Origin of the sequence: Pseudomonas sp. NMI542_15 (assembly GCF_021283425.1) — a bacterium.
GTDB classification, from domain to species: domain Bacteria; phylum Pseudomonadota; class Gammaproteobacteria; order Pseudomonadales; family Pseudomonadaceae; genus Aquipseudomonas; species Aquipseudomonas fortuita.
Map to the genome: position 1 here is coordinate 1 of NZ_JAJSRO010000023.1, position 23,124 is coordinate 23,124.

At 61.4% G+C, this 23,124-nt stretch carries 18 protein-coding genes and 1 pseudogene; 6 read left to right on the plus strand and 13 right to left on the minus strand.

Annotation, left to right across the window (positions count from 1 at the left end; translation table 11 throughout):
• The 8 genes from LU684_RS24895 to puuE all read right to left on the minus strand — a co-directional run.
• Nucleotides 1–244: hypothetical protein (locus tag LU684_RS24895; protein WP_232895167.1), on the minus strand; the 244-nt coding region annotated here is incomplete at its 3' end.
• Nucleotides 245–502: 258 nt separating this feature from the next.
• On the minus strand, nt 503–1,285 hold the full coding sequence (locus LU684_RS24900; RefSeq protein WP_016488369.1) for an outer membrane protein OmpK: 783 nt from the start codon (nt 1,283–1,285) through the stop codon (nt 503–505).
• Nucleotides 1,286–1,638: 353 nt separating this feature from the next.
• Nucleotides 1,639–2,424 (minus strand): outer membrane protein OmpK, encoded by a 786-nt coding sequence (locus tag LU684_RS24905; protein WP_023047851.1) that lies wholly within the window; start codon nt 2,422–2,424, stop codon nt 1,639–1,641.
• Between the two features lie 140 nt (nt 2,425–2,564).
• The gene (locus tag LU684_RS24910; protein WP_016488367.1) at nt 2,565–3,920 is read right to left on the minus strand and encodes a nucleobase:cation symporter-2 family protein; all 1,356 of its coding nucleotides are present in this window, start codon (nt 3,918–3,920) and stop codon (nt 2,565–2,567) included.
• A 225-nt stretch (nt 3,921–4,145) separates the two neighbouring features.
• Entirely contained in the window at nt 4,146–5,474 is a 1,329-nt protein-coding gene (locus LU684_RS24915; RefSeq protein ID WP_016488366.1) for a urate hydroxylase PuuD, read from the minus strand.
• Between the two features lie 43 nt (nt 5,475–5,517).
• Nucleotides 5,518–6,021, minus strand: coding sequence for an ureidoglycolate lyase (locus LU684_RS24920; RefSeq protein WP_016488365.1), 504 nt, complete (start codon nt 6,019–6,021; stop codon nt 5,518–5,520).
• Nucleotides 6,022–6,069: 48 nt separating this feature from the next.
• Entirely contained in the window at nt 6,070–6,585 is a 516-nt protein-coding gene (uraD, locus tag LU684_RS24925) for a 2-oxo-4-hydroxy-4-carboxy-5-ureidoimidazoline decarboxylase (RefSeq protein ID WP_016488364.1), read from the minus strand.
• On the minus strand, nt 6,585–7,511 hold the full coding sequence (gene puuE / locus LU684_RS24930) for an allantoinase PuuE (RefSeq protein WP_016488363.1): 927 nt from the start codon (nt 7,509–7,511) through the stop codon (nt 6,585–6,587). The genes uraD and puuE overlap by 1 nt, the downstream gene beginning before the upstream one ends.
• Nucleotides 7,512–7,910: 399 nt before the next feature.
• Here puuE and uraH point away from each other — a divergent pair, with 399 nt between their 5' ends.
• Nucleotides 7,911–8,264, plus strand: a complete 354-nt coding sequence (uraH, locus tag LU684_RS24935) for a hydroxyisourate hydrolase (RefSeq protein ID WP_003254328.1) — start codon at nt 7,911–7,913, stop codon at nt 8,262–8,264.
• A 200-nt stretch (nt 8,265–8,464) separates the two neighbouring features.
• A pseudogene (locus LU684_RS24940) lies at nt 8,465–8,698 on the plus strand (RHS repeat-associated core domain-containing protein); the annotation flags it as partial.
• Between the two features lie 492 nt (nt 8,699–9,190).
• Here the strand turns inward: LU684_RS24940 and LU684_RS24945 are convergent.
• Nucleotides 9,191–10,540: an NCS2 family permease gene (locus LU684_RS24945; RefSeq protein ID WP_060519354.1), complete on the minus strand. Its 1,350-nt coding sequence runs from the start codon at nt 10,538–10,540 to the stop codon at nt 9,191–9,193.
• A gap of 283 nt (nt 10,541–10,823) precedes the next feature.
• Between LU684_RS24945 and LU684_RS24950 the strand changes: the two genes are divergently transcribed.
• Together LU684_RS24950 and aqpZ are read left to right on the plus strand one after the other, a co-directional pair.
• Nucleotides 10,824–11,579, plus strand: coding sequence for a GntR family transcriptional regulator (locus tag LU684_RS24950; protein WP_012273431.1), 756 nt, complete (start codon nt 10,824–10,826; stop codon nt 11,577–11,579).
• A gap of 235 nt (nt 11,580–11,814) precedes the next feature.
• Nucleotides 11,815–12,513 carry an aquaporin Z gene (aqpZ, locus tag LU684_RS24955; RefSeq protein WP_019472843.1) on the plus strand — a complete coding sequence of 233 codons (699 nt, stop codon included), beginning with the start codon at nt 11,815–11,817 and terminating at the stop codon, nt 12,511–12,513.
• Here the strand turns inward: aqpZ and guaD are convergent.
• From guaD to xdhA, 4 genes are read right to left on the minus strand one after another with little or no spacing between them, the layout of a single operon-like run.
• Complete coding sequence (gene guaD / locus LU684_RS24960) at nt 12,510–13,814, minus strand: guanine deaminase (RefSeq protein ID WP_016488360.1); 1,305 nt, start codon at nt 13,812–13,814, stop codon at nt 12,510–12,512. The genes aqpZ and guaD overlap by 4 nt on opposite strands.
• 10 nt (nt 13,815–13,824) lie before the next feature.
• Nucleotides 13,825–14,670 carry a xanthine dehydrogenase accessory protein XdhC gene (gene xdhC, locus LU684_RS24965; protein WP_016488359.1) on the minus strand — a complete coding sequence of 282 codons (846 nt, stop codon included), beginning with the start codon at nt 14,668–14,670 and terminating at the stop codon, nt 13,825–13,827.
• Nucleotides 14,671–14,720: 50 nt separating this feature from the next.
• A complete protein-coding gene (gene xdhB / locus LU684_RS24970) occupies nt 14,721–17,120 on the minus strand; it encodes a xanthine dehydrogenase molybdopterin binding subunit (RefSeq protein WP_096426580.1) in 2,400 nt (799 codons plus the stop codon).
• Nucleotides 17,113–18,567 carry a xanthine dehydrogenase small subunit gene (gene xdhA, locus LU684_RS24975; RefSeq protein WP_016488357.1) on the minus strand — a complete coding sequence of 485 codons (1,455 nt, stop codon included), beginning with the start codon at nt 18,565–18,567 and terminating at the stop codon, nt 17,113–17,115. The genes xdhB and xdhA overlap by 8 nt, the downstream gene beginning before the upstream one ends.
• 268 nt (nt 18,568–18,835) lie before the next feature.
• On the opposite strand from xdhA, the gene LU684_RS24980 reads away from it, so the two are divergent.
• Nucleotides 18,836–19,495 carry a GntR family transcriptional regulator gene (locus tag LU684_RS24980; protein ID WP_016488356.1) on the plus strand — a complete coding sequence of 220 codons (660 nt, stop codon included), beginning with the start codon at nt 18,836–18,838 and terminating at the stop codon, nt 19,493–19,495.
• A gap of 3 nt (nt 19,496–19,498) precedes the next feature.
• On the plus strand, nt 19,499–22,987 hold the full coding sequence (gene smc / locus LU684_RS24985; RefSeq protein WP_232895168.1) for a chromosome segregation protein SMC: 3,489 nt from the start codon (nt 19,499–19,501) through the stop codon (nt 22,985–22,987).
• The last annotated feature ends 137 nt before the right edge of the window (nt 22,988–23,124 follow it).

Consider the following 23,124-nt stretch of genomic DNA (forward strand, 5'->3'; position numbering starts at 1 on the left):
TTCGATGGTCAAGTGGGTGTAGTGAGTAGTCATGCAGCACCTTACCTCGGGTGTTGCACTTGGTCACTGAGACCGCCAAGCTCAGGTCGTAAAGGGCCCCACTGAAGAGCAGTGAGATGTAGTCGCCATGGACTTCATCCAGATGGGTAGCCAGCAATATCAGGCGGGTCAGCAGGAAAATGCCAAACCACAGTGAGCAAACTAACAGAAGATACCGCCAGGGGGCGGTGAGGGAGGTGCGCATTAAGTAGGCCTGTTTTCTTTTTTTGAATGCAGAAGACAAGCATGCTAAAGGGCGGAGTGCAAAAAAATTGTCAAAACAGAGGGGGCTATTGTGCTATTTGATGTGTTGTTGATTGTCTTGATGCTGTGTTTTTTTAAGGCGAGACTTAATGCAATTAAGAACTATCTGAATCCGCTGTAGGAAATTACTTACATGATGCGCATGGAATTGCACGTGACAACGCGTTAAAAATACAACGCGCTGTCACGTTTCAGCGCATCAGAAGTGCACTTTTACCAGGAAACTCATGGTGTTCTGGTCGGTGGTAAAGGCATCGCTGTCCTTGATGCCATATTTGTTTTTCCAGTAGTCGTATTCCACACCCACATACAGTTGTTTCTCGCCCAGGTGCAGCGCCTTGCCCAGGTCATACTTGATCTGCGGGTTGAAATGCAGGTTGGCGTGGTAGGTACCGCGGCGGTTCTCGTCGTTGTCCACCACCCAGTCCATGAAGCCATCAATCAGCACATCGGAATCGCCCACCGGGATGGTGTACGACCATACCGGGGTGATCTGCCATACGTTGTCGCCAGCGCGGCTGCCGTCGGTGGTGCGGTTGTAGAAGTTCAGCTGGAAGTAGTCGAAGCCGGGAATGGCCAGGTCGAAACCTGGGCCGATCAGGTACGACTCGGTGTCACCCTCGCCAAACTCGTAGGTCATTGCCAGCAGCACATCCTTGACCGGGCCGAACTCGACCTTCTGGTCGAAGATCTTGTTGAACGACAGGCGTGGGCTGATCTCACCGTAATAGGTGTTCGGGCCGTTGCCGGCATCTTTCTGGCCTTGGTAGAAGATCTTGTCGACAAAGATGAAATTGTCGCCGTACTTCCAGCCATCGGCGTGTTCGAACGTGACGGTTTGCTGAATGGCCGGGTTGACCTTGAAGTTCTTGCCCCACAGGTAAGTCAGGCTGTTGTTCTGCCATTGCAGCAGGTCGCCGCCGAAGGTGGTGCCGCAGGCCAGCAGGCCGCCGGCGAGGATCAGGCTGTTGATGGTACGCATTGCGAGTGTCGCTCCCTTGATTGATCTGTTGTCAGCGCTCGTTGATGGCGCTTTTGTTGTCTTGCGAGTCAGCTTTTTTCGATAGGCCACAGCTGTTTGGCAAGGGTTGGGCCAACTTTTCCGGGTTGGCAAAACCTTCCTGCTCGACTTCGTTCTGAACGGATGAAAAGGGTCTTTCAGGCTGGCAACACGTTGGCCAACCGCCCGTATTCATTGACTGAGCGGTCAGTAAACGCAGGCAGAATCCGTTCTGCCCTGATCGAGGGGGCGCGCAGATTACTGGCTTGCGCGCCGCGCCTCAAGTGCTCCGTCCTGGAGCGTGCTGTATCAAACTTGTGCGTTTGGTCAGCTTCTTAGAAGTGTACTTTGATTAGCGCACTGGCGACACTCTGGTTGCTCTCCAGGTTGCCGCGGCTATCGATGCCATATTTGTCCTTCCAGTAGCTGTACTCAAAGCCCACGTACAGCTGCTTGGCGCCCAGGTTCAGCGCCTTGCCCAGGTCGTATTTGACCTGCGGGTTGAAGTGCAGGTTGGCGTGGTAGGTGCCCCGACGTGTCTGGTCGTTGTCGGGGACCCAGTCCATGTAACCGTCGATCAGAATGTCCGACCTGCCCACCGGGATGGTGTAGGACCAGCCGGGGGTGATCTGCCAGACGTTGTCGCCTGGGCGGCTGCCTTCGGTGTTGCGCACGTAGAAGTTGAGGGTGAAATAGTTGAAGCCGGGGATGTTCAGGTCAAAGCCGGGGCCGATCAGGTAGGCTTCGTTGTCGCCTTCGCCACGCTCGTAGGTCATGGCCAGCAGCACGTCCTTGATCGGGCCGAAGGCCAGCTTCTGGTCGAAGATCTTGCCGAACGACAGGCGCGGGCTGAACTCGCCGTAGTAGGTGGTCACGCCTTTGCTGGCGTCGGCTTTGCCGTTGTAGAAGATCTTGTCGACGAACATGAAGGTGTCGCCGTACTTCCATTTGTTGGCGTGCTCGAACGTGATGGTCTGTTGGATATCAGGGTTGACCTTGAAGTCCTTGCCATACAGGTATGTCAGGCTTTCGCCATGCCATTGCAGCCATTCGCCTGCATGCGAGGGTAGGGTGGCCAGCAGGCTGCTGCCCAACAACAGGGACGTGGTGATGCGCTTCATGTTGTGATTCCCGGACTTATTGTTTTTGTTGGCGGTTTTTTTGGCGCAAAAGCACCCCGGGCGACCCATTCCGGCGGGTCGACGGCGTAGCGGTTACTGCAGGTGTAGGTGAGGGGCGGCAATGCGCCGCCCCTGCAGGCTCAATGCTGGTGACAGACGTCGTTGTGCACCGCGCGGTCGGCGCCACCGAGGATGTTGAACAGAACGTTCAACACCAGGGCACTGACCGTGGCCATGGCGATACCACTGTGGGTGATGGGTTCCATCCACTGCGGCATCTGGGCAAAGAACTCAGGACGCACCACGGGAATCAACCCGAAGCCGACGCTCACCGCCACCAGCAACTGGTTGCGGCGGTCGCCGATGTCCGCCTCCTGAAGAATCTTGATCCCGGTGGCGGTGACCATGCCGAACATGGCAATGGAGGCACCGCCCAGTACCGCAGGCGGGATCGAGGCAATCAGGAAGGCCGCCTTGGGCAGCAGGCTGAGCAGGATCAGCAATGCACCGGCCACGATGGTGACAAAGCGGCAGCGCACCCCGGTCATCTGCACCAGGCCGATGTTCTGGGCGAACGAGGAGTGGGTGAAGGTGTTGAAGAAGCCGGCAATGAACGATGCACCGGCATCGCACAGCAGGCCGCGACGCAGCATCCCTGGCGTGACTTCGCGATCAGTCACCTTGCCCAGGGCCAGGAACATGCCGGTGGACTCGACGAAGATGATCACCACCACCAGGCACATCGACAGGATCGGCGCCAGGCTGAAGGTCGGCATGCCGAAGTGCAGTGGGGTTACCACCTGCAACCACGGAGCGTCTTTCAGGCCAGACAGGTCGACCATGCCGATGGAGCCGGCCAGGATGTAGCCAAGGCCCATGCCTACCAGTACCGACACGTTGACCCAGAAGCCGCGCATGAAGCGGTTGATCAGCAATATCACCGCCAGCACCAGACCGGCCACCAGCAGGTAGATGGGCGAGCCGAAGGTTTCGGCTTCATGGCCGCCACCGGCCCAGTTGACCGCCACCGGGAACAGCGACAGGCCAATCGAGGTGATCACCGTACCGGTGACCAGCGGCGGGAAGAAGCGCACGACTTTGGACATGAACGGCGCGATCAGCATGCCGAAGAACCCGGCGGCGATGGTCGCGCCGAAGATCCCCTGCAGGCCTACGCCGGGCATGCCGGCCATGGCCACCATGCTGCCGACGGCAGCGAAACTGGCACCCATCATCACCGGCATGCGGATGCCCACCGGGCCGATACCGAACGACTGGATAATGGTGGCGACGCCAGCGACCAGCAGGTCGGCGTTGATCAGGAATGCGACTTCTTCACGGGACAACCCGGCGGCTTGGCCGATGATCAACGGCACGGCAATCGCGCCACCGTACATCAGCAGAACGTGTTGCAGGCCAACCAGGAACAGTTGGAACAGGGGCAAGGGTTCGCGCGGCGGCGCAATGGGAATATACGCCTTGCGTGACTCGGACATGCAGCACCTCGAGTTTTGTTTTTATTCTCGGATCCAAGCGACAAGCTCCAAGCGGCAAGCTTCAGGAAGAAGCTTGGATTTCCCGCTGTGAATGCTGACGCTCGATGCTTGCTTGTTGCGTAACACATGAAGCTTTGAGGCCGGGGCTACCGGCCTCTTCGCGGGCAAGCCCGCTCCCACAGGGGAGGTGATCCCCCTGGGAGCGGGTTGGCTGGCGAGGTGCTATCAGTTGACCTGGGCGCCTTTGGCGATCCAGTCGCCGACGAGCTTGCGCTCTTCGGTGGTCATCTGGGTGATGTTGCCCAGCGGCATGATCTGGCTGGCGACCGCTTGCGCCTGGATGCGCGCGGCCTGGGCCTGGATCTGCTGCGGGGTGTCGAACATCACGCCGGCAGGGGCGGCGCTGAACAGTGGGCTGGTCGGCTTGGACGAGTGGCACACGGTGCAGCGTTCCTGGATGACATTGTGGATCTTGTCGAAGTCGCCACCGCCGGCCTGGGCAGCGGCCTGGGCCGGTGCTTGCGCAGGTGCAGCCGGCGCTTCGGCAGCCTTGGCGGCGTCCTCGGCGCGCTGCTCGGCAGCGGTCTTGCCACCGACGGCAGTCGCAGGCAGCGGCTGGTATTCGACTTTCGCTGCGGCTTGCTCAGGGCTTACGGCCATCGGTTTAGGACCGGTGACGTAGGCCAGGCAGATCATCGCCAGGGCGCCGACCGGCAGGGTCCAGGCGTACTTGTTGCTGTCGTGGCGGGTGTTGAAGTAGTGGCGGATCAGAACCGCAGCTACCGCAATACCGGCCAGGATCAGCCAGTTGTACTGGCTACCGTAGGTGCTCGGGAAATGGTTGCTGATCATGATGAACAGCACCGGCAGGGTGAAGTAGTTGTTGTGACGCGAGCGCAGCAGGCCCTTGGCCGGCAGTACCGGGTCGGGTGTCTGGTTGTTCTCGATCGCCGCCACCAGCTGGCGCTGGGCCGGCATGATGATGCGGAACACGTTACCGACCATGATGGTGCCGATGATCGCGCCGGTGTGCAGGTATGCACCACGGCCGCTGAACACCAGGCTGAAGCCCCAGCAGGCGGCGATGATCAGCACGAACAGCACACCGCCGAGCAGCGCTGGCTTCTTGCCCAGGGGCGAGTCGCACAGGAAGTCGTAGATGAACCAGCCAGCGATCAGCGAGCCGATACCGATGGCCACGCCTTCGGCACCGCTCAGGGTGCTGCCAGGTGCCAGCAGGTACAAGGCCGGGTTCCAGTAGAACACCACGCACAGCAGGGCGATACCGGACATCCAGGTAAAGTAGGCTTCCCATTTGAACCAGTGCAGGTTCTCGGGCATTTTCGGGGGCGCGAGTTTGTATTTCTCCAGGTGGTAGATACCACCGCCGTGAATCGCCCAGAGATCACCCGACAACCCATCGCGCGGGTTGCTTCGGTTCAGGTGGTTCTCCAGCCAGACGAAGTAGAACGATGCACCGATCCAGGCGACACCGGTGATCATGTGAACCCAGCGAATGCTCAGGTTCAGCCATTCGTGAAGGTGTGCTTCCACAGTATGTACCTCTGCCGATCACCTTGCGATGATCGACCTTTTCTTATTGGTGGGGATTGAGGATCAGCATCTGTTCCTCGGTGAAGTAATGCTCATCGCAGTTGTTGCCAGAACCACTGCGATCAACCACCAGGAAATCATCCCGCTTTTCGATCGTGAGCACCGGGTGGTGCCAAACGCCGCGATGGTAATTGATGCCCTGCCTGCCATTACTGCGGAAGGCGCGGACCAAGCCTGATACAGGTGCATCGCCAACGGGCGCGACCACGATCAGAAAGGGGTTGCCGAGCAGCGGGATGAAAGCCTGGCTGCCCAGCGGATGGCGTTCCAGCATGCGCACGGTCAGCGGCATGTCCAGCGCGTCGGCGCGGAAGATGCTGATGATCGCCTTGTCTTCGGGCTCGGCGGTCTCGACCGTGGCGAGCTTGTGGAAGCGCATGGTCGAGCCGTTGTTGATCATGAAGTGGTCGCTGCCGTCGGTTTCGATCACGTCTCCGAACTGGGCGAAGGCTTCTTTGGTCAGGGGCTCGATCATCAGGGTGCGCATGCGGGTCTCTCTTATATATTCGTTGTACTGAAAAGGTTCGGCTGCCGTTTACAACTGCAGCAGGCGGAACAGGGCGATCAGGTTGATCTGCGCCAGGGCTTCCTTGAATTCGGCATCGGCATCGTTGTGAATGCGCTTTTCAAAGGCGGCGAGGATCTGGTGCCGGTTGCTGCCCTTCACCGCCATGATGAACGGGAACTGGAACTTGGCCTTGTAGGCATCGTTCAGCTCGGTGAAGCGGGCGAACTCTTCGGCGGTGCACTGGTGGATACCGGCGCCGGCCTGTTCGTTAGTGCTCGATTCGGTCAGCTCGCCCTGGATGGCGGCCTTGCCGGCCAGGTCCGGGTGAGCATTGATCAGCGCCAGCTGGTCGGCGTGGTTGGCGCTGAGCAGGATGTCGCTCATGCGCTGGTGCAGCGCTTCGATCTCGTCCAGCTCGCTCAGCTGACCCAGGTCGTAGGCTTTTTCGGCAACCCAAGGCGAGTGCTCGTAGATGTCGGCGAAGGCCTCGACGAAGGCGTCACGGCTCAGGGCGGAGGGCTTGAGGGTGTTGAAGGCGGTCATCAGGCGTTCTCTTTCTTGTACGGGTGGGTGGCGTGCCAGTGGCGGGCGATATCCACGCGACGGGCGAACCAGACCTGGTCATGGCTTTTTGCGTAATCGACGAAGCGCTTGAGTGCAGCCAGGCGTGCCGGGCGGCCGACCAGGCGGCAGTGCAGGCCGATGGACAGCATTTTCGGTGCTTCGGCGCCTTCGGCGTACAGCACATCAAAGGCGTCTTTCAGGTACTGGAAGAACTGCTCGCCGCAGTTGAAACCCTGTACCTGGGTGAAGCGCATGTCGTTGGTGTCCAGGGTGTAGGGGATCACCAGGTGCGGCTTGCCGGTGGGGTTGTTCGGCTCCCAGTAGGGCAGGTCGTCGTCGTAGGTGTCGCTGTCGTACAGGAAACCACCTTCTTCCATCACCAGGCGGCGGGTGTTCGGGCCGGTGCGGCCGGTGTACCAGCCTACCGGGCGCTCGCCGGTGAGTTCGGTGAGGATGCGGATGGCTTCGAGCATGTGCTCGCGCTCCTGGGCCTCGTCCATGTTCTGGTAGTCGATCCAGCGGTAGCCGTGGCTGCAGATCTCGTGGCCGGCTTCGGCCATGGCGCGGATCACGTCGGGGTGGCGCTGGGCGGCCATGGCCACGGCGAAGACGGTCAGTGGCACGCCGCTGTCCTTGAACAGCTTCAGCAGGCGCCACACGCCAGCACGGCTGCCGTATTCGTACAGCGATTCCATGCTCATGTTGCGCTGGCCCTGCAACGGTTGGGCAGCGACCATCTCGGACAGGAAGGCTTCGGACTCTTTGTCACCGTGCAGGATGTTGCGTTCGCCACCTTCCTCGTAATTGAGGACGAAAGACAGCGCGATGCGAGCGTTGCCCGGCCATTGCGGGTGAGGAGGGTTGTTGCCGTAACCGATCAGGTCGCGAGGGTAGTCAGCGCTCACTGCAGTCTTCCTTCTTGTGCGTTAGTGCGGGTGGTGGGCGGGCCGCGTCGGTATGTCGCACCACCGGATGGGCTGATTGTATACAACTTCTGAAATCTTTTGTAAGCCTGTTTTTCCGCATTTCTTTCCTTTTGTCGCCGCGCAGCGACCTTGCAACACAGTGCAAGAAACCTGCCTGATTGGTCAGCTAATGACGTTTGCCTCGTTACGGTGCCTGTATTTGCGACCGATGGGTCGTTTAAGGGCACGAAACGCTGGGGGCGACAGATGGGTTCAAAAAATTGTGTACAATTTGGCGATGGAATGTCTTAATGGCGTCATTCCCGCCTGCCGCAGGCGCTATGCTGGTGCGATGGCTGAGTATTTTTTGCCCACAGATTGAACAAGAGGCGACACGCAATGGGACGTTTGACCACACACGTACTGGATGCCGCGCATGGCTGCCCGGGCAGCTCGATCAAGGTCGAGCTGTACCGCGTCGAAGGCCAGCAGCTGGAGCTGGTGAACACCGCCCTGACCAACAGCGATGGCCGCGTCGACGCGCCGCTGCTGCAGGGTGACGACTACCGCACCGGTGTTTACCAGTTGCAGTTCAGCGCGGGTGATTACTACCGCGCCCGTGGCGTGCAGTTGCCGGCCCAGGCGTTTCTGGATGTTGTTGTGCTGCGCTTTGGCATCGACGAGTCGCAGGAGCACTACCACGTGCCGCTGCTGATCTCGCCGTACAGCTATTCGACCTATCGTGGAAGCTAGTTGGTCGCTAGAAGAATCTTCGTAGGTCCTTTGGCCCGCTCTCACACTGGCGGGCTTTTTTTCGTCTGCTGTATTTACATAGTGAAGTGAAACAACCCTTCGACTCACATTTTTGTCAGTAGTCGCATTTGGCGGTGTCTGTAATGATCAAGTGCACAACTCGTACTTGAGGACCACGCTTGGTGAACGCAAAAAATGTATATTCGCCTTATGGCTATCACTTGCCTAGCCAGGGTGTGCTCGGTTTCGAGGGTGATCGACGGGATCCAGTCACCGGACATTACCATTTGGGTAACGGTTATCGAGCATTCAACCCCTCTTTGATGCGGTTCAATAGCCCGGACAATCTGAGTCCGTTCGATCGAGGTGGCTTCAACGCCTATGCCTATTGCCAAGGGGACCCGGTGAATTACCAGGACCCAAGCGGTCATAGCATTTGGAGAATGCTGGCGAGCGCTCTACAGACGCCTAAGCGAGTGGAAACGATGACTGCGGTTTCCCGCGAGGTGAAATTTACACAATTACTGGGGTGGCATGGGACGAGTCGCAAAGAGCTGCCCTCGCTGCTCAAAGGTCTATCGTCAGGGCATTCAGAGGTTCATAGACAAGCTCAAGGGCCGGGGTTCTATGTTGCGCCAAGCCGTGATCATGCCCAAAAATACGCTGACGTCCACCCCGACGGTATCGTCTTGGCGGTAGTTGCAAGCGACGATATGAGCTTGGTTCCCGGCATTGGTTATAAAAAGGATGTGTTTGATGTAGTGGTTGTGAGAGAGCCCGCATTTGACGTTGTCAGGGTGCGTGAAGAGGTTCCGGAAGGAGCGACACGGGCTCGACTTCCTCGAACCGGTATCTTCGCGAAAATACCCGCACCGATTAGATAAAAATGAACGGGCGCCGAAACGCCCTTTTTAATGAACGCCTGCTCAGAGGAACACGAACTTTGCAATAAAGATCGCGCACAGCACCCACAGGCTGGCTGAGATTTCCTTGTACTTACCGGTACCCGCCTTCAGCGCCACGTAGCTAATAAAGCCCAGGGCAATGCCGTCGGCGACCGAGAAAGTCAGCGGCATCATGATCACCGTGACAATCGCCGGAATGCTGTCGGTAGCCTCATCCCAGTGTATGTGCGCCATGCTGCCCATCATCAGCATCGCTACATAGATCAGCGCCCCCGCCGTTGCATAGGGCGGAATCATCCCGGCCAGTGGGGCGAAGAACATCGCGGCGATGAACAGCAGGCCGACCACCACTGCCGTAAGGCCCGTACGGCCACCTGCGGCGACACCTGCAGCACTTTCCACATAGCTGGTGACCGGCGGCACGCCGACCACGGCCCCGAACACACTCGAAGCACTATCGGCCTTCAGTGCCTTCGACAGGTTTTCGATACGCCCGTCCGGCGCCACCAGGTTGGCCCGTTGCGCCACCCCCATCAAAGTGCCAGCCGTGTCGAACATGTGCACGAACAGAAACGCCAGCACCACGCTGATCATGCTGACGTTGAACACCCCGGCCACGTCCATGGCCATCCAGGTCGGTGCCAGGCTTGGCGGCATCGACATCACCCCGCCAAACGTGACCAGGCCCAGGCCCCAGCCTGCCAGGGTGACGCCAATGATGCTGATCAGGATCGCGCCGAATACCCGCTTGTAGCTGAGGATGGCAATCAGCAGAAAGCACACGGCCGCCAGCAGCGGCCCCGGCTCATGCAGCGAGCCCAGCTTGATCAGGGTGGCGGGGCTGTCGACGATGATGCCTGCCGTCTTCAGGCCGATCAGCCCGAGAAACAATCCGACGCCGGCCCCCATGGCATGGCGCAGGCTGACCGGGATGCTGTTGAGCAACCATTCGCGCACTTTCGACAAGGTCAGGAACATGAACAGCACGCCCGAGACAAACACTGCCCCCAGTGCCGTTTCCCAGTTGTAGCCCATGGTGCCGACCACGGTGTAGGTGAAGAAGGCGTTAAGCCCCATGCCCGGTGCCAGGCCCACCGGCCAGTTGGCGTACAGGCCCATCAGCAGGCAGCCCAGCGCGGCGGCGATGCAGGTGGCGACGAAGGCGGCACCATGGTCGATGCCGGCGTCGGCCATGATGTTGGGGTTGACGAAGATGATGTAGGCCATGGTGATGAAGGTGGTCACCCCGGCGATCACTTCGGTTTTGACGGTGCTGCCGTGTTGCTTGAGTTTGAAAATCCGCTCCAGCCAGCTCGTTTCGAGTGGTGGGGCGAGATCCAGCGTAGGGGCTTCGGATTTGCGGCTTTCCACAGCAGGTACTCCTCAAGTCTTTCTTGTTGTTATGGAGCCAGTTTCCTGCGCAATGCACTTGGCGGCTCCGCGAGGGAAGGCAGACGTCTGACCGTTTTGTTGACTCATGGGTCAAGAAGTTGCTCGGTGGATTATGCTTTTGTGTACAAAGAATGCAAATAATGTTTTATGTTTTGTGTGCGCAATGCGTCGTACAACGGCTATATAGGTAAAACGCCCCCTGCGGAATCGCCTCAGCCTGTGTACAATGGCGCCATACTTTCTCTTCGTGCCTCGAGAGCCCATGAACGAACAGCTGCAACCTCTGAAGAAACCTGCACGTGTCGGCAAGGCCGGCCGCAGCGGTACCCAGGACGATATCGTCTACGCGCACATTTTCGAGGCGATCCTCGAGCAGCGCCTGGCGCCGGGCACCAAGTTGAGCGAGGAAGCGCTGGGCGAAATCTTCGGCGTCAGCCGCACCATCATCCGCCGCGCCCTGTCGCGCCTGGCCCACGAAAGCGTGGTGCTGCTGCGGCCGAACCGCGGTGCAGTGGTGGCCAGCCCGACGGTGGAAGAGGCGCGCCAGGTGTTCTTCTCGCGACGCATGGTGGAGCGGGCCATCACCGAACTGGCCGTGCAGCACGCCACCCTGGATCAGCTCAACGAGCTGCGGCAGATGGTGCGTGAGGAGCGCGACAGTTTCTCGCGCGGTGACCGCGGTGCCGGTATTCGTCTTTCCGGCGAGTTCCACCTCAAGCTGGCCGAAGCGGCGGGCAATGCACCCCTGGTGAGCTTCCAGCGCAGCCTGGTGTCGCAAACCTCACTGATCATTGCCCAGTACGAAAGCGGCAACCGCTCGCATTGTTCGTACGATGAGCACATGCAGCTGATCGATGCCATCGAGGCGCGTGATGCCGAGCAGGCCGTAAGCTTGATGATGCACCACATGGACCACATTGACAGCAAGCTGAACCTGGACGAGGAGAGTGCCTCGGACGATCTGCATGCGGTGTTCTCGCATTTGCTGAAAAAGCCCAAGGTTTCAGCGAAGGGTTGATCGTTTGCAAGGTGATTGAAGGGGGCTGCTTTGCAGCCCATTCGCAGCACAAGGCTGCTCCTACAGGTGTTGCGCGATCCCTGTAGGAGCAGCCTTGTGCTGCGAATGGGGCGCGAAGCAGCCCCCAGTCATTTCTGGCCATCAGCCAAAGGTCTGCTAAATTCTTGTGAGCAAACCTTCATCAAGCAGTTGGGCTTGCGCATTCGTTGCGTTCAACTTCTTGAGGAATGGGTTCATGAGCATGTCTTTGGGTAAACGTATGGGTGCCGAGCTGATCGGCACCTTCTGGTTAGTGCTTGGCGGCTGTGGCAGTGCAGTACTCGCAGCCAGTTCCCCTCTCGGCATCGGTGTGCTCGGTGTCGCCTTCGCCTTCGGCCTCACAGTGCTGACCATGGCCTTCGCCATCGGCCATATCTCTGGCTGTCACCTCAACCCTGCCGTGTCGTTCGGGCTGGTGGTGGGTGGGCGCTTTCCGGCCAAAGAGCTGCTGCCCTACGTGATCGCGCAGGTGATTGGCGCCATCCTGGCGGCCGGGGTGATCTACCTCATCGCCAGCGGCAAGGCCGGTTTCGAGTTGTCTTCGGGATTGGCTTCAAACGGCTACGCCGACCACTCGCCCGGCGGTTATACGCTGGGGGCGGGGTTCATCAGTGAAGTGGTGATGACGGCGATGTTCCTGGTGGTGATCATGGGCGCGACCGATTCGCGGGCGCCGGCAGGTTTTGCACCGATTGCCATCGGCCTGGCCCTGACCCTGATCCACCTGATCTCCATTCCGGTGACCAATACCTCGGTCAACCCCGCGCGTAGCACGGGGCCGGCCTTGTTCGTCGGCGGCTGGGCCCTGCAACAGCTGTGGCTGTTCTGGGTGGCGCCGCTTATTGGTGCTGCTATCGGCGGCGCGCTTTACCGGGGGCTTGCCAAAGAACCTTAGCGCTGGTGCACGCAACGCCCTGCAGCGTAGGTTTCACGCACAGTGCGGTCGTCGCCCAGGGTGGTGAGCACAAACAGGGTCTCTTCGATGCTGTTGGACTGCTGAATGCGGTAGTCCAGCAGCGGCGTGGCCTTGTAGTCCAGCACCACGAAGTCGGCATCGTTGCCCGGGCGCAGGCTGCCGATGCGGTCGTCTAGGCGCAGGGCGCGGGCGCCGCCGAGGGTGGCCAGGTACAGCGACTTGTACGGGTGCAGGCGCGCGCCCTGCAGCTGCATCACCTTGTACGCTTCGTTCAGGGTGTTGAGCAGCGAGAAGCTGGTGCCGGCGCCGACGTCGGTACCCAGGCCCACGTTGACTTTGAAGCGCTCGGCCTGGGGCAGGTTGAACAAGCCGCTGCCCAGGAACAGGTTGGAAGTGGGGCAGAAGGCCACGGCCGAGCCGGTTTCGGCCAGGCGCTGGCATTCGTCGTCGCACAGGTGCACGCCGTGGGCAAACACCGAGCGCTCGCCCAGCAGCTCGAAGTGGTCGTACACGTCCAGGTAACCCTTCTGCTCGGGGAACAGCGACTTGACCCAGTCGATTTCCTTGAGGTTTTCCGACAGGTGCGTGTGCATGTACACGCCGGGGTGTTCCTTCAGCAACTGACCAGCCAGTGCCAGCTGTTCAGGCGTGCTGGTCGGGGCGAAACGCGGGGTAACCGCGTAGTGCAGGCGGCCCTTGCCATGCCAGCGCTCGATCAGCGCTTTGCTGTCGGCGTAACCGGATTCGGCGGTGTCGGTCAGGTAGTCCGGCGCGTTGCGGTCCATCATCACCTTGCCGGCGATCAGGCGCAGGTCCAGGCGCTCGGCCTCTTCGAACAGGGCGTTGACCGATTCCGGGTGCACGCTGCCGAACACCAATGCAGTGGTGGTGCCGTTGCGCAGCAGTTCCTTGAGGAAGATTTTCGCCACCTGGTCGGCGTGCGCTTTGTCGGCGAACTGCTTTTCGCAGGGGAAGGTGTAAGTGTTCAACCAGTCCAGTAATTGCTCGCCGTAGGAGCCGATCATGCCGGTTTGCGGGAAATGGATATGGGTGTCGATAAAGCCTGGGGTGATCAGCGCGTCCTGGTAGTGCTCCACCGGGATGCCTGCGTCCAGGGTCGGCAGCAGTTCGCTGGCGTGGCCAATGGCGCTGATGCGGCCATCGTCGACCACCAGCAGGCCGTCTTCGAAGTACTCATGGGAAGCCTCCAGGCCCACCTCGGCCGGGTCGGCGATGCTGTGCAGGATGGCGGCGCGGTAGGCTTTACGGGTAACGGTCATAACACACTCGTCAAATAGCTTGGCTGCGCCGGGAGGGCGGCAGCAACTGGGCAATGGGGCCGGCATTGGCCGCAGCGTCGTGCTGGCCGAAGCAGGCGTTGTAGGTGGCGATGATTTCGCCGGCGATGGACACGGCGATCTCGATGGGCAGCTTGCCCTTTACCTCGGGCAGGCCCATCGGGCAGCGCATACGCGCCAGCACGGCCTCGTCGTAGCCGCGCTCGCGCAAGCGGTGCTCGAACTTGACCCGTTTGGTCTTCGAGCCGATCAGGCCGAACCAGGTGAAATCGTTGCGCTTGAGAATGGCGGCGGTCAGCTCCAGGTCGAGCTGGTGGTTGTGGGTCATGACGATGCAGTAGCAGCCTGGTGGCAGGCCTGCGACTTCGTCGACCGGTTCCTCACTGACGACCTTGGTCACCCCGTTGGGTATGAGCTCGGGGAATTCCTGTTCGCGCGAATCGATCCAGCGCACCCGGCAGGGCAGCGCGGCGAGCAAGGGTACCAGAGCCCGGCCGACATGGCCCGCGCCGAACACGGCGATCTGCGCCTGCACGGCGGCCATCGGCTCGAACAGCAGCACGGTCACGCCGCCGCAGCACTGGCCCAGGCTGGCGCCGAGGCTGAAGCGCTCCAGGTGCGGCGTGGTGCGCTGCTCTTCGAGCATTTGCCGGGCGATGTGCAGCGCCTTGTATTCCAGGTGGCCGCCGCCGATGGTGTCGAACAGGCCGCTGGCGCTGACCACCATCTTCGAGCCTGCGTTGCGCGGGGTCGAGCCGCGCTCCTCGATGATGGTCACCAGCACGCACGCTTCGCCACGGGACTGGTGGTCGGCGAGGGCGTTGATCCATTGGTGCATGATGCAGATCCTCTTCAGTGCAACGCGGTCGGCTTTGTGTAGGAGCGGCGTTACTGAGTCACAGTTTCCAACTCTGGGGCTTCAGGTTGCGCTGCAGCCACTGCCTTGCGCATCTGTTCACAGCCCCACAGCACCCGTTCCGGTGTCGCCGGCGCGTCAATGTTCGGCTGCACGCGGTAGTCAGCCAGGCTGGCCACGGCATCCTTGATCGCACACCAGGCCGCAATGCCGAGCATGAACGGCGGCTCGCCCACGGCCTTGGAGTGGAACACGGTGTCTTCCGGGTTCTTGCGGTTTTCCACCAGCTTCACCCGCAGGTCCAGCGGCATGTCGGCGACTGCCGGGATCTTGTAGCTGGCCGGGCCGTTGGTCATCAGTTTGCCCTTGGCGTTCCACACCAGCTCTTCGGTGGTGAGCCAGCCCATACCCTGGATGAAGCCGCCTTCCACCTGGCCGATGTCGATGGCCGGGTTCAGCGAATCGCCCACGTCGTGCAGGATGTCGGCGCGCAGCATCTTGTATTCGCCGGTCAGGGTATCGACGATCACCTCCACGCAGGCGGCGCCAAAGGCGAAGTAGTAGAACGGCCGGCCGCGTGCCTGGCTGCGGTCGTAGAAGATTTTCGGCGTGCGGTAGAACCCGGTGCTGGACAGCGACACCTGGGCGAAGTACGCCTGCTGCACCAGTTGCTCGAAGCTGACGATCTGGTCGCGCACGCGTACATGGCCGTTGCGGAATTCGACATCTTCCTCGGTCACCTGATAGTGCCGTGCGGCGAACTCGGTCAGGCGCCGCTTGAGGATTTCGGCAGCGTTTTGCGCTGCCTTGCCGTTCAGGTCGGCACCACTGGAGGCGGCGGTCGGCGAGGTATTGGGAACCTTGTCGGTATTGGTGGCGGTGATCTGGATGCGGCTGAAATCCACCTGGAAGATCTGCGCCACCACCTGTGCCACCTTGGTGTTCAGGCCCTGGCCCATCTCGGTGCCGCCGTGGTTAAGGTGAATGCTACCATCGGTGTAGATATGGATCAGCGCACCGGCCTGGTTGAGGAAGGTGGCGGTGAACGAGATGCCGAACTTGACCGGCGTCAGCGCCAGGCCTTTCTTCAGGATCGGGCTGTTGGCGTTGAAGCGCCGGATCGACTCGCGTCGCTCGGCGTAGTCGCTGCTGGCCTCCAGCTCGGCGGTCATCTCCTCGAGCATGTTGTGCTCGACGGTCTGGTAGTAGTGGGTGACGTTGCGTTCGGTCTTGCCGTAGTAGTTGGCCTTGCGCACGGCCAGGGGGTCACGGCCCAGGTGGCGGGCGATATGGTCCATCACCTGCTCGATGGCGACCATGCCCTGCGGGCCGCCAAAGCCGCGGTAGGCGGTGTTGGAGGCGGTGTTGGTCTTGCAGCGGTGGCCATGCACGGTGGCATCGCCCAGGTAGTAGGCATTGTCGGAGTGGAACATGGCGCGGTCGACGATCGAGCCGGAGAGGTCGGGCGAGTACCCGCAGTTGCCGGCCAGGTCGAAATTGATGCCGTGCAGGCGGCCGTTGTCGTCGAAGCCCACATCGTATTCGACATAGAACGGGTGGCGTTTGCCGGTCATGGTCATGTCTTCGACCCGTGGCAGGCGCATCTTGGTCGGCTGCCCGGTCAGGCGCGCCACCACCGCGCACAGGCAGGCAGGGCTGGCGGCCTGGGTTTCCTTGCCGCCAAACCCGCCACCCATGCGGCGCATGTCCAGCACTACCTTGTTCATCGGCACGTCGAGCACTTCGGCGACCAGTTTCTGCACTTCGGTGGGGTTTTGCGTGGAGCAGTAGACGATCATGCCGCCGTCTTCGGTGGGCATTACCGAGGAAATCTGGGTTTCTAGGTAGAAGTGTTCCTGGCCGCCGATGTGCAGGGTGCCCTGAATGCGGTGCGGGGCGCTGGCCAGGGCGGTAGCTGAATCACCGCGCTGGTGGGTGTGGCTGTCGAGCACGAAGTGCTTCTTGCGCAGCGCATCGACCACATCCAGCACCGGCTCCAGGTCTTCGTATTCGACGATGGCGGCCATGGCCGCGCGGCGCGCGGTTTCAAGGTCACGGGCCGCAACGGCAAGCACCGGCTGGCCGAAGAACTCGACCTTGTCGATGGCCAGCAGCGGGTCACCGGCCACCACCGGGCCGATGTCTTTCAGGCCGGGGATGTCCTCGTGGGTGATGGCGATGCGCACACCCTCGAAGGCATAGCACGGCGTGGTGTCGATGCGCAGGATACGCGCATGGGCGCGGTCGGCGGTGCGCGCATAGACGTGCAGCTGGTTGGGGAATTCCAGGCGGTCGTCAATGTACAGCGCCTCGCCAGATACATGCTTGTCGGCGCTGTCGTGCTTGACGCTGCGGCCAACCCCGGTGGTCAGGTCCTGGCTGAACAGCTCGGCCATCTCGGCCTGGCTCTTGGCTACGTGATGGTTAGACATAAGCGGTCACCCGGGTTTCGATGTGCGGCGTTTGCTGTTCGATGAAGTACTTGCGCAGCAGGTTTTGTGCGGTCAGCAGGCGGTATTCCTTGCTGGCGCGGAAGTCGCTGAGCGGGGTGAAATCCTCGGCCAAGGCCTGGCAGGCCCGCTCGATGGCGGCCTGGTTCCACGGCTTGCCGCGCAGCGCTGCTTCGCAGGCGCGGGCCCGTTTAGGGATGGCCGCCATGCCGCCGAAGGCGATGCGCACACCGCTGACCACGCCGTTTTCGATGCTGAGGTTGAAGGCCGCGCATACGGCAGAAATGTCGTCGTCCAGGCGCTTGGATACTTTGTAGGCGCGGAACGCCCAGTCATTGGTGGCGCGAGGCACGATGATCTTCTCGATGAACTCGCTGTCCTGGCGGGCGGTGATTCGGTAATCGATGAAGTAGTCTTCCAGCGCCATGGTGCGCTGGCGCTCGCCTTGGCGCAGTACGATCTGCGCGTCCAGGGCAATCAGCAGGGGAGGCGAGTCGCCGATGGGCGAAGCGTTGCCAATATTGCCGCCCAGCGTGCCCTGGTTGCGGATCTGCAGCGAGGCGAAGCGGTGCAGCAGGTCGCCGAAGTCCGGGTATTCCTCGTGGAGTGCGCCGTAGCAGTCGGTGAGCGGGGTGGCAGCGCCGATTTCCAGGTGGCTGGCAGTTTTTTCGATGCGTTTGAGCTCGGCCACGTGGCCGACATAGATCATCACCGGCAACGTCCTGTGGAACTGGGTCACTTCCAGGGCCAGGTCGGTACCGCCGGCCAGCAAGCGGGCTTCGGGGTGTGAACTGTACAGGTCGGCCAGGTCGGCCACGGTCAGCGGCACCAGGCAACGCTTGTCGCCGCTGTTCAGCTCGCCGGTCTGGGTCGGTGCAATGGCCTTGAGGCGGCTGATGGTTTGCGCCTGCTGGGCATCGAACTGGTCGCGACAGGGCTGGCGGCAGCTCTGCTCGGCGGCTTCGAGGATGGGGCGGTAGCCGGTGCAACGGCACAGGTTACCGGCCAGGGCTTCCTGGGCCTGGTGCAGGTCCGGGCCGCTGCTGTTTTTTTGCAAGGCGAACAGCGACATGACAAAGCCAGGGGTGCAGAAGCCGCATTGTGAACCGTGGCAATCGGCCATGGCCTGTTGCACGCTGTGCAGTTGGCCCTGATGCTTGAGGCCTTCGACGCTGATCAGTTGCTTGCCGTGCAGCGACGAGACAAAGGTGAGGCACGAGTTGAGGCTGCGGTAGCGCAGGCTGTCGTTGCCTTGCTCGTCCTGGCTCAGTTCGCCGACGACCACGGTGCAGGCGCCGCAGTCACCACTGGCGCAGCCCTCTTTGGTGCCGGGTTTGCCCAGGTGCTCGCGCAGGTACTGCAGCACCGTCATGTTCGGGTCCAGGGCGTGCTCACTATGCAGCTCCTGGTTGACGAGAAACTGGATCACGGGGATAGCCTCGCAATGGTTTTATTGTTGTTGGGCGGACTCTAAGCAACACCTGTCCAGCAGGTCAATATTTTTCTGACTCAAAGGTCAAGAAATTGCACATGTAGCCGCCCGGCCGAACACATTGCCCATACAACAAGCATAGATCGCGCCGGGCGCGCGGCTGTCTGGCGGGTCAAATAAACCGCCTGGCCCCTCTGCGCGATTACCGCCCAAGTACGCTACAATCCGCCCCTTGTGCCCAGTTCAATGATTTTGAAGGAAAACCATGACGTTCAAGGCCCCGGACAGCCTCTCCGAGCAGATTGCCGATTACCTGGCCGAACGCATCATCCGCGGCGAGCTGGCGCCAGGCGAGCGTATCCAGGAGCAGAAGGTGACCTTGGCCCTCAACGTCAGCCGTGGCTCGGTCCGCGAAGCGCTGCTGATCCTCGAGCGCCGGCACCTGGTGGCGATTTTGCCGCGCCGGGGTGCCCACGTGACCGTGCTGGACGAGCGCAGCGTGCGTAGCCTGTGTTCCTTGATGGGCGAGTTCTACATCCTGCTGGGCAACGCGGTTGCGCAAAAATGGCGCACCGATGCCGACCTGCGCCCGTTTCTGGATATTCAGCAGCGTTTGCAGCGCGCCCATGACCAGCTCGACATCAAGACGTTTGTCGCCGAGAGCTTCGCGGTGATGCGCGCGGCCTATCCATTCGCCGACAACCCGTTCCTGCAGGAAACCGTGGAAAACCTGCAACCGGCGATGAGCCGTGCCTACTATTTGTCGCTGGACCAGCGCCAGGCCAACATGATCGATTACCTGGACCTGTTCGCCCGCCTGCTCGACGCCGTGGTCGCCCGCGACCTGCCACGCATCCGAGAGGTGCTAACTGCCTACGGCCAGCGCAGCTGCGAACTGGTGCTGGCGGCGCTGGCCCGAGGCTGACCGATGCGCCTGAAGTGCATTCGCCTGGCCGGGTTCAAGTCGTTCGTCGACCCGACCACGGTCAATTTCCCCAGTAACATGGCGGCCGTGGTCGGCCCCAACGGCTGTGGCAAGTCCAACATCATCGACGCGGTGCGCTGGGTGATGGGCGAGAGTTCGGCAAAGAACCTGCGCGGCGAGTCGATGACCGACGTCATCTTCAACGGCTCCAGTGGCCGCAAGCCGGTCAGCCAGGCCAGCATCGAACTGGTGTTCGACAACAGCGAAACCACCCTGGTCGGCGAGTATGCCGCCTATGCCGAAATCTCGATCCGCCGCAAGGTTACCCGCGACGGGCAGAACAGCTATTACCTCAACGGCACCAAGTGTCGGCGGCGTGACATCACCGATATTTTCCTCGGTACCGGCCTTGGACCACGCAGCTATTCGATCATCGAACAGGGCATGATCTCCAAGCTGATCGAGGCCAAGCCCGAGGAACTGCGCAACTTCATCGAAGAAGCGGCCGGCATCTCCAAGTACAAGGAGCGGCGCCGCGAAACCGAGAACCGCATCCGCCGCACCCAGGAAAACCTCGCGCGCCTGACCGACCTGCGCGAAGAGCTGGAGCGCCAGCTGGAGCGCCTGCACCGTCAGGCCCAGGCCGCCGAGAAGTACCGCGAGTACAAAGCGCAGGAACGCCAGTTGAAGGCGCGCCTTTCGGCCTTGCGCTGGCGCGGCCTGGACGAACAGGTACGCCAGCGCGAGTCGGTGATTGGCGACCAGGGTGTGTCCCATGAAGCACTGGTGGCCGAGCAGCGCAATGCCGATGCCAGTATCGAGCGCCTGCGCGATGGCCATCATGAATTATCCGAGCGCTTCAACCAGGTGCAGGGCCGCTTCTACTCGGTAGCCGGTGATATTGCCCGGGTCGAGCAGAGTATCCAGCATGGCCAGCAGCGCCTGCGGCAGTTGCAGGACGACTTCAAGGAAGCCGAGCGCACGCGCCTGGAGACCGAATCGCACCTGGGCCACGACCGCACCTTGCTGGCCACCCTGGGCGAAGAGCTGGCCATGCTCGAGCCCGAGCAGGAAATGACCCTGGCCGCCGCCGAAGAGGCCGCTGCGGCCCTTGAGGAAGCCGAGGCGGGCATGCACGGCTGGCAGGAACAGTGGGACAGTTTCAACAGCCGCTCCGCCGAACCACGTCGCCAGGCCGAAGTGCAGCAGGCGCGCCTGCAACAGCTGGAAGCCAGCCTGGAGCGTTTGGCCGAGCGCCAGCGCAAGCTGGGCGAGGAGCGCGAGCAACTGGGGAGCGACCCGCAGGATGCCGCCATGCTCGAACTGGCCGAGCAACTGGCCAGCAGTGAAATGCTGCTGGAAGAATTGCAGCTGTCCGAAGAACAGGTGGTCGAGCGCCTGGAAGGCGCGCGCGAGCAACTGCAACAGGCCACCCAGGCCCAGCAGCAGGCGCAGGGCGACCTGCAGCGCCTGGGTGGTCGTCTGGCCTCGCTCGAAGCCTTGCAGCAGGCCGCCCTGGAACCGGGCGCGGGTGCTGCAGGCTGGCTGCAAGGCCAAGGTCTGGAGCAACAGCCACGCCTGGCTGAAGGCTTGCGCGTAGAGCCGAGTTGGGAGTTGGCAGTAGAAACGGTGCTTGGCGCCGATCTGCAGGCGGTGCTGGTGGATGATTTCGATACGCTCGATTTCACAGGCCTTGAGCAAGGTGAGCTGCGTTTGCTGCAGGCCAGCGTCAAGGGTTCATCGTTGCCTGGCAGCCTGCTGGAAAAGGTCGCAGGTCGCATCGACCTGGCGCCCTGGCTGGGCCAGGTCAAGCCTGTGGAGGACTTGGCCCAGGCACTGGCGCAGCGCGTGTCGCTTGGCGAAGGCCAGAGCCTGGTCAGCCGCGATGGCTACTGGGTTGGCCGGCACTTCCTGCGGGTGCGCCGTGGTGGTGAAGCTGAAGGCGGCGTGCTGGCGCGTGGCCAGGAAATCGAGCGCCTGGGGCAGGAGCAACAGGAGCAGGAAGCGGCACTGGAGCAGCTTGAGCAACAGTTGCAGGCCCTGCGCGAGCAGCAGCTGGACCAGGAAGAGCAGCGCGAACAGCTTCGCCGCCGTACCCAGGAAGAAAACCGTCTGCATGGCGAACTGAATGCCAGGCTCTCGGCCAGTCGCGCCCGAGCCGAGCAGGTCGCGTTGCGCCGTCGGCGCCTGCTTGAAGAACTGGCCGAGCTTGAAGAGCAGCGCGCCGTGGAGCACGAACAGCTAGGCGAAGCGCGCCTGCTGCTGCAGGAGGCCTTGGAGCTGATGGCCCAGGACACCGAGCAGCGCGAGCAACTGATGGCCCGCCGCGACACCCTGCGCGAAGCCCTCGACCGGGTGCGCCAAGAGGCCCGCCAGCACAAGGACCACGCCCACCAGTTGGCCGTGCGCTTGGGCTCGCTGCGCGCCCAGCACGACTCCACCCGTCAGGCCCTGGAGCGCCTGGAGCAGCAGGCAGCGCGCCTGACCGAGCGCCAGGAGCAACTGAGCCTGAACCTGGAGGAGGGCGAGGCCCCGCAGGAAGAACTGCGCCTGAAGCTCGAAGAGCTGCTGGAGCGGCGTATGAGCGTCGACGAGGAAATGCGCTTGGCCCGCCTGCACATGGACGAAGCCGACCGTGAACTGCGTGATGCCGAAAAGCGCCGCACCCAGGCCGAGCAGCAAGCTCAGTTGCTGCGCGGCCAACTGGAGCAATTGCGCCTGGAGTGCCAGGGGCTGGACGTACGACGCAAGACCTTGCAAGAACAGCTGCTGGCCGATGGCTACGACCTGCAAGGCGTGCTCACCACGCTGGAGGCCGAGGCCAGCGAGCAGGGTACCGAACAGGAGCTGGAGCAGCTTGAAGCACGCATCCAGCGCCTGGGTGCGATCAACCTGGCCGCCATCGAGGAATACCAGCAGCAGTCCGAGCGCAAGCGTTACCTGGACGCGCAGGACGCCGACCTGGTCGAAGCCCTCGAGACCCTGGAAAACGTCATTCGCAAGATCGACAAGGAAACCCGCAACCGCTTCAAGGATACCTTTGATCAGATAAATGCCGGATTACAGGCACTTTTCCCAAAAGTTTTCGGTGGTGGCAGCGCTTATCTGGAACTGACGGGCGAAGATTTACTCGATACAGGGGTGACGATCATGGCGCGACCCCCGGGCAAGAAGAACAGCACCATTCATCTGCTGTCCGGCGGCGAGAAGGCACTGACCGCGTTGGCGCTGGTGTTTGCCATCTTCAAGTTGAACCCCGCACCGTTCTGCATGCTCGACGAGGTCGATGCACCGCTGGACGATGCCAACGTCGGGCGCTATGCGCGCCTGGTCAAGGAAATGAGTGAAAGCGTGCAGTTCATCTACATCACGCACAACAAGATTGCCATGGAGATGGCGGACCAATTGATGGGGGTGACCATGCATGAACCCGGTTGCTCACGCCTTGTTGCAGTTGATGTGGAGGCGGCCATGGCCATGGTCGACGCTTGATGCGCGACGATGCGGGCACATTCTGTAGCGAAATGCCCCCGTCATGTGCGACAGACGGTGTAAAGTTGTCTTTGGTCGTGCTAGCTTAATGTCACTCGTTTTTTGCGTGGGTAAAACGCCTGTCAGAACATAGAGTT

Coding starts and splice junctions, on each gene's coding strand:
- LU684_RS24950 (WP_012273431.1), top strand. CDS start 10,824: ATGAACGAACAGCTGCAACCTCTGAAGAAACCTGCACGTGTCGGCAAG.
- smc (WP_232895168.1), top strand. CDS start 19,499: ATGCGCCTGAAGTGCATTCGCCTGGCCGGGTTCAAGTCGTTCGTCGAC.
- LU684_RS24905 (WP_023047851.1), bottom strand. CDS start 2,424: ATGAAGCGCATCACCACGTCCCTGTTGTTGGGCAGCAGCCTGCTGGCC.
- uraH (WP_003254328.1), top strand. CDS start 7,911: ATGGGACGTTTGACCACACACGTACTGGATGCCGCGCATGGCTGCCCG.
- LU684_RS24980 (WP_016488356.1), top strand. CDS start 18,836: ATGACGTTCAAGGCCCCGGACAGCCTCTCCGAGCAGATTGCCGATTAC.
- LU684_RS24900 (WP_016488369.1), bottom strand. CDS start 1,285: ATGCGTACCATCAACAGCCTGATCCTCGCCGGCGGCCTGCTGGCCTGC.
- xdhC (WP_016488359.1), bottom strand. CDS start 14,670: ATGCACCAATGGATCAACGCCCTCGCCGACCACCAGTCCCGTGGCGAA.
- guaD (WP_016488360.1), bottom strand. CDS start 13,814: ATGACCGTTACCCGTAAAGCCTACCGCGCCGCCATCCTGCACAGCATC.
- LU684_RS24910 (WP_016488367.1), bottom strand. CDS start 3,920: ATGTCCGAGTCACGCAAGGCGTATATTCCCATTGCGCCGCCGCGCGAA.
- aqpZ (WP_019472843.1), top strand. CDS start 11,815: ATGAGCATGTCTTTGGGTAAACGTATGGGTGCCGAGCTGATCGGCACC.
- uraD (WP_016488364.1), bottom strand. CDS start 6,585: ATGACCGCCTTCAACACCCTCAAGCCCTCCGCCCTGAGCCGTGACGCC.
- xdhB (WP_096426580.1), bottom strand. CDS start 17,120: ATGTCTAACCATCACGTAGCCAAGAGCCAGGCCGAGATGGCCGAGCTG.
- LU684_RS24920 (WP_016488365.1), bottom strand. CDS start 6,021: ATGCGCACCCTGATGATCGAGCCCCTGACCAAAGAAGCCTTCGCCCAG.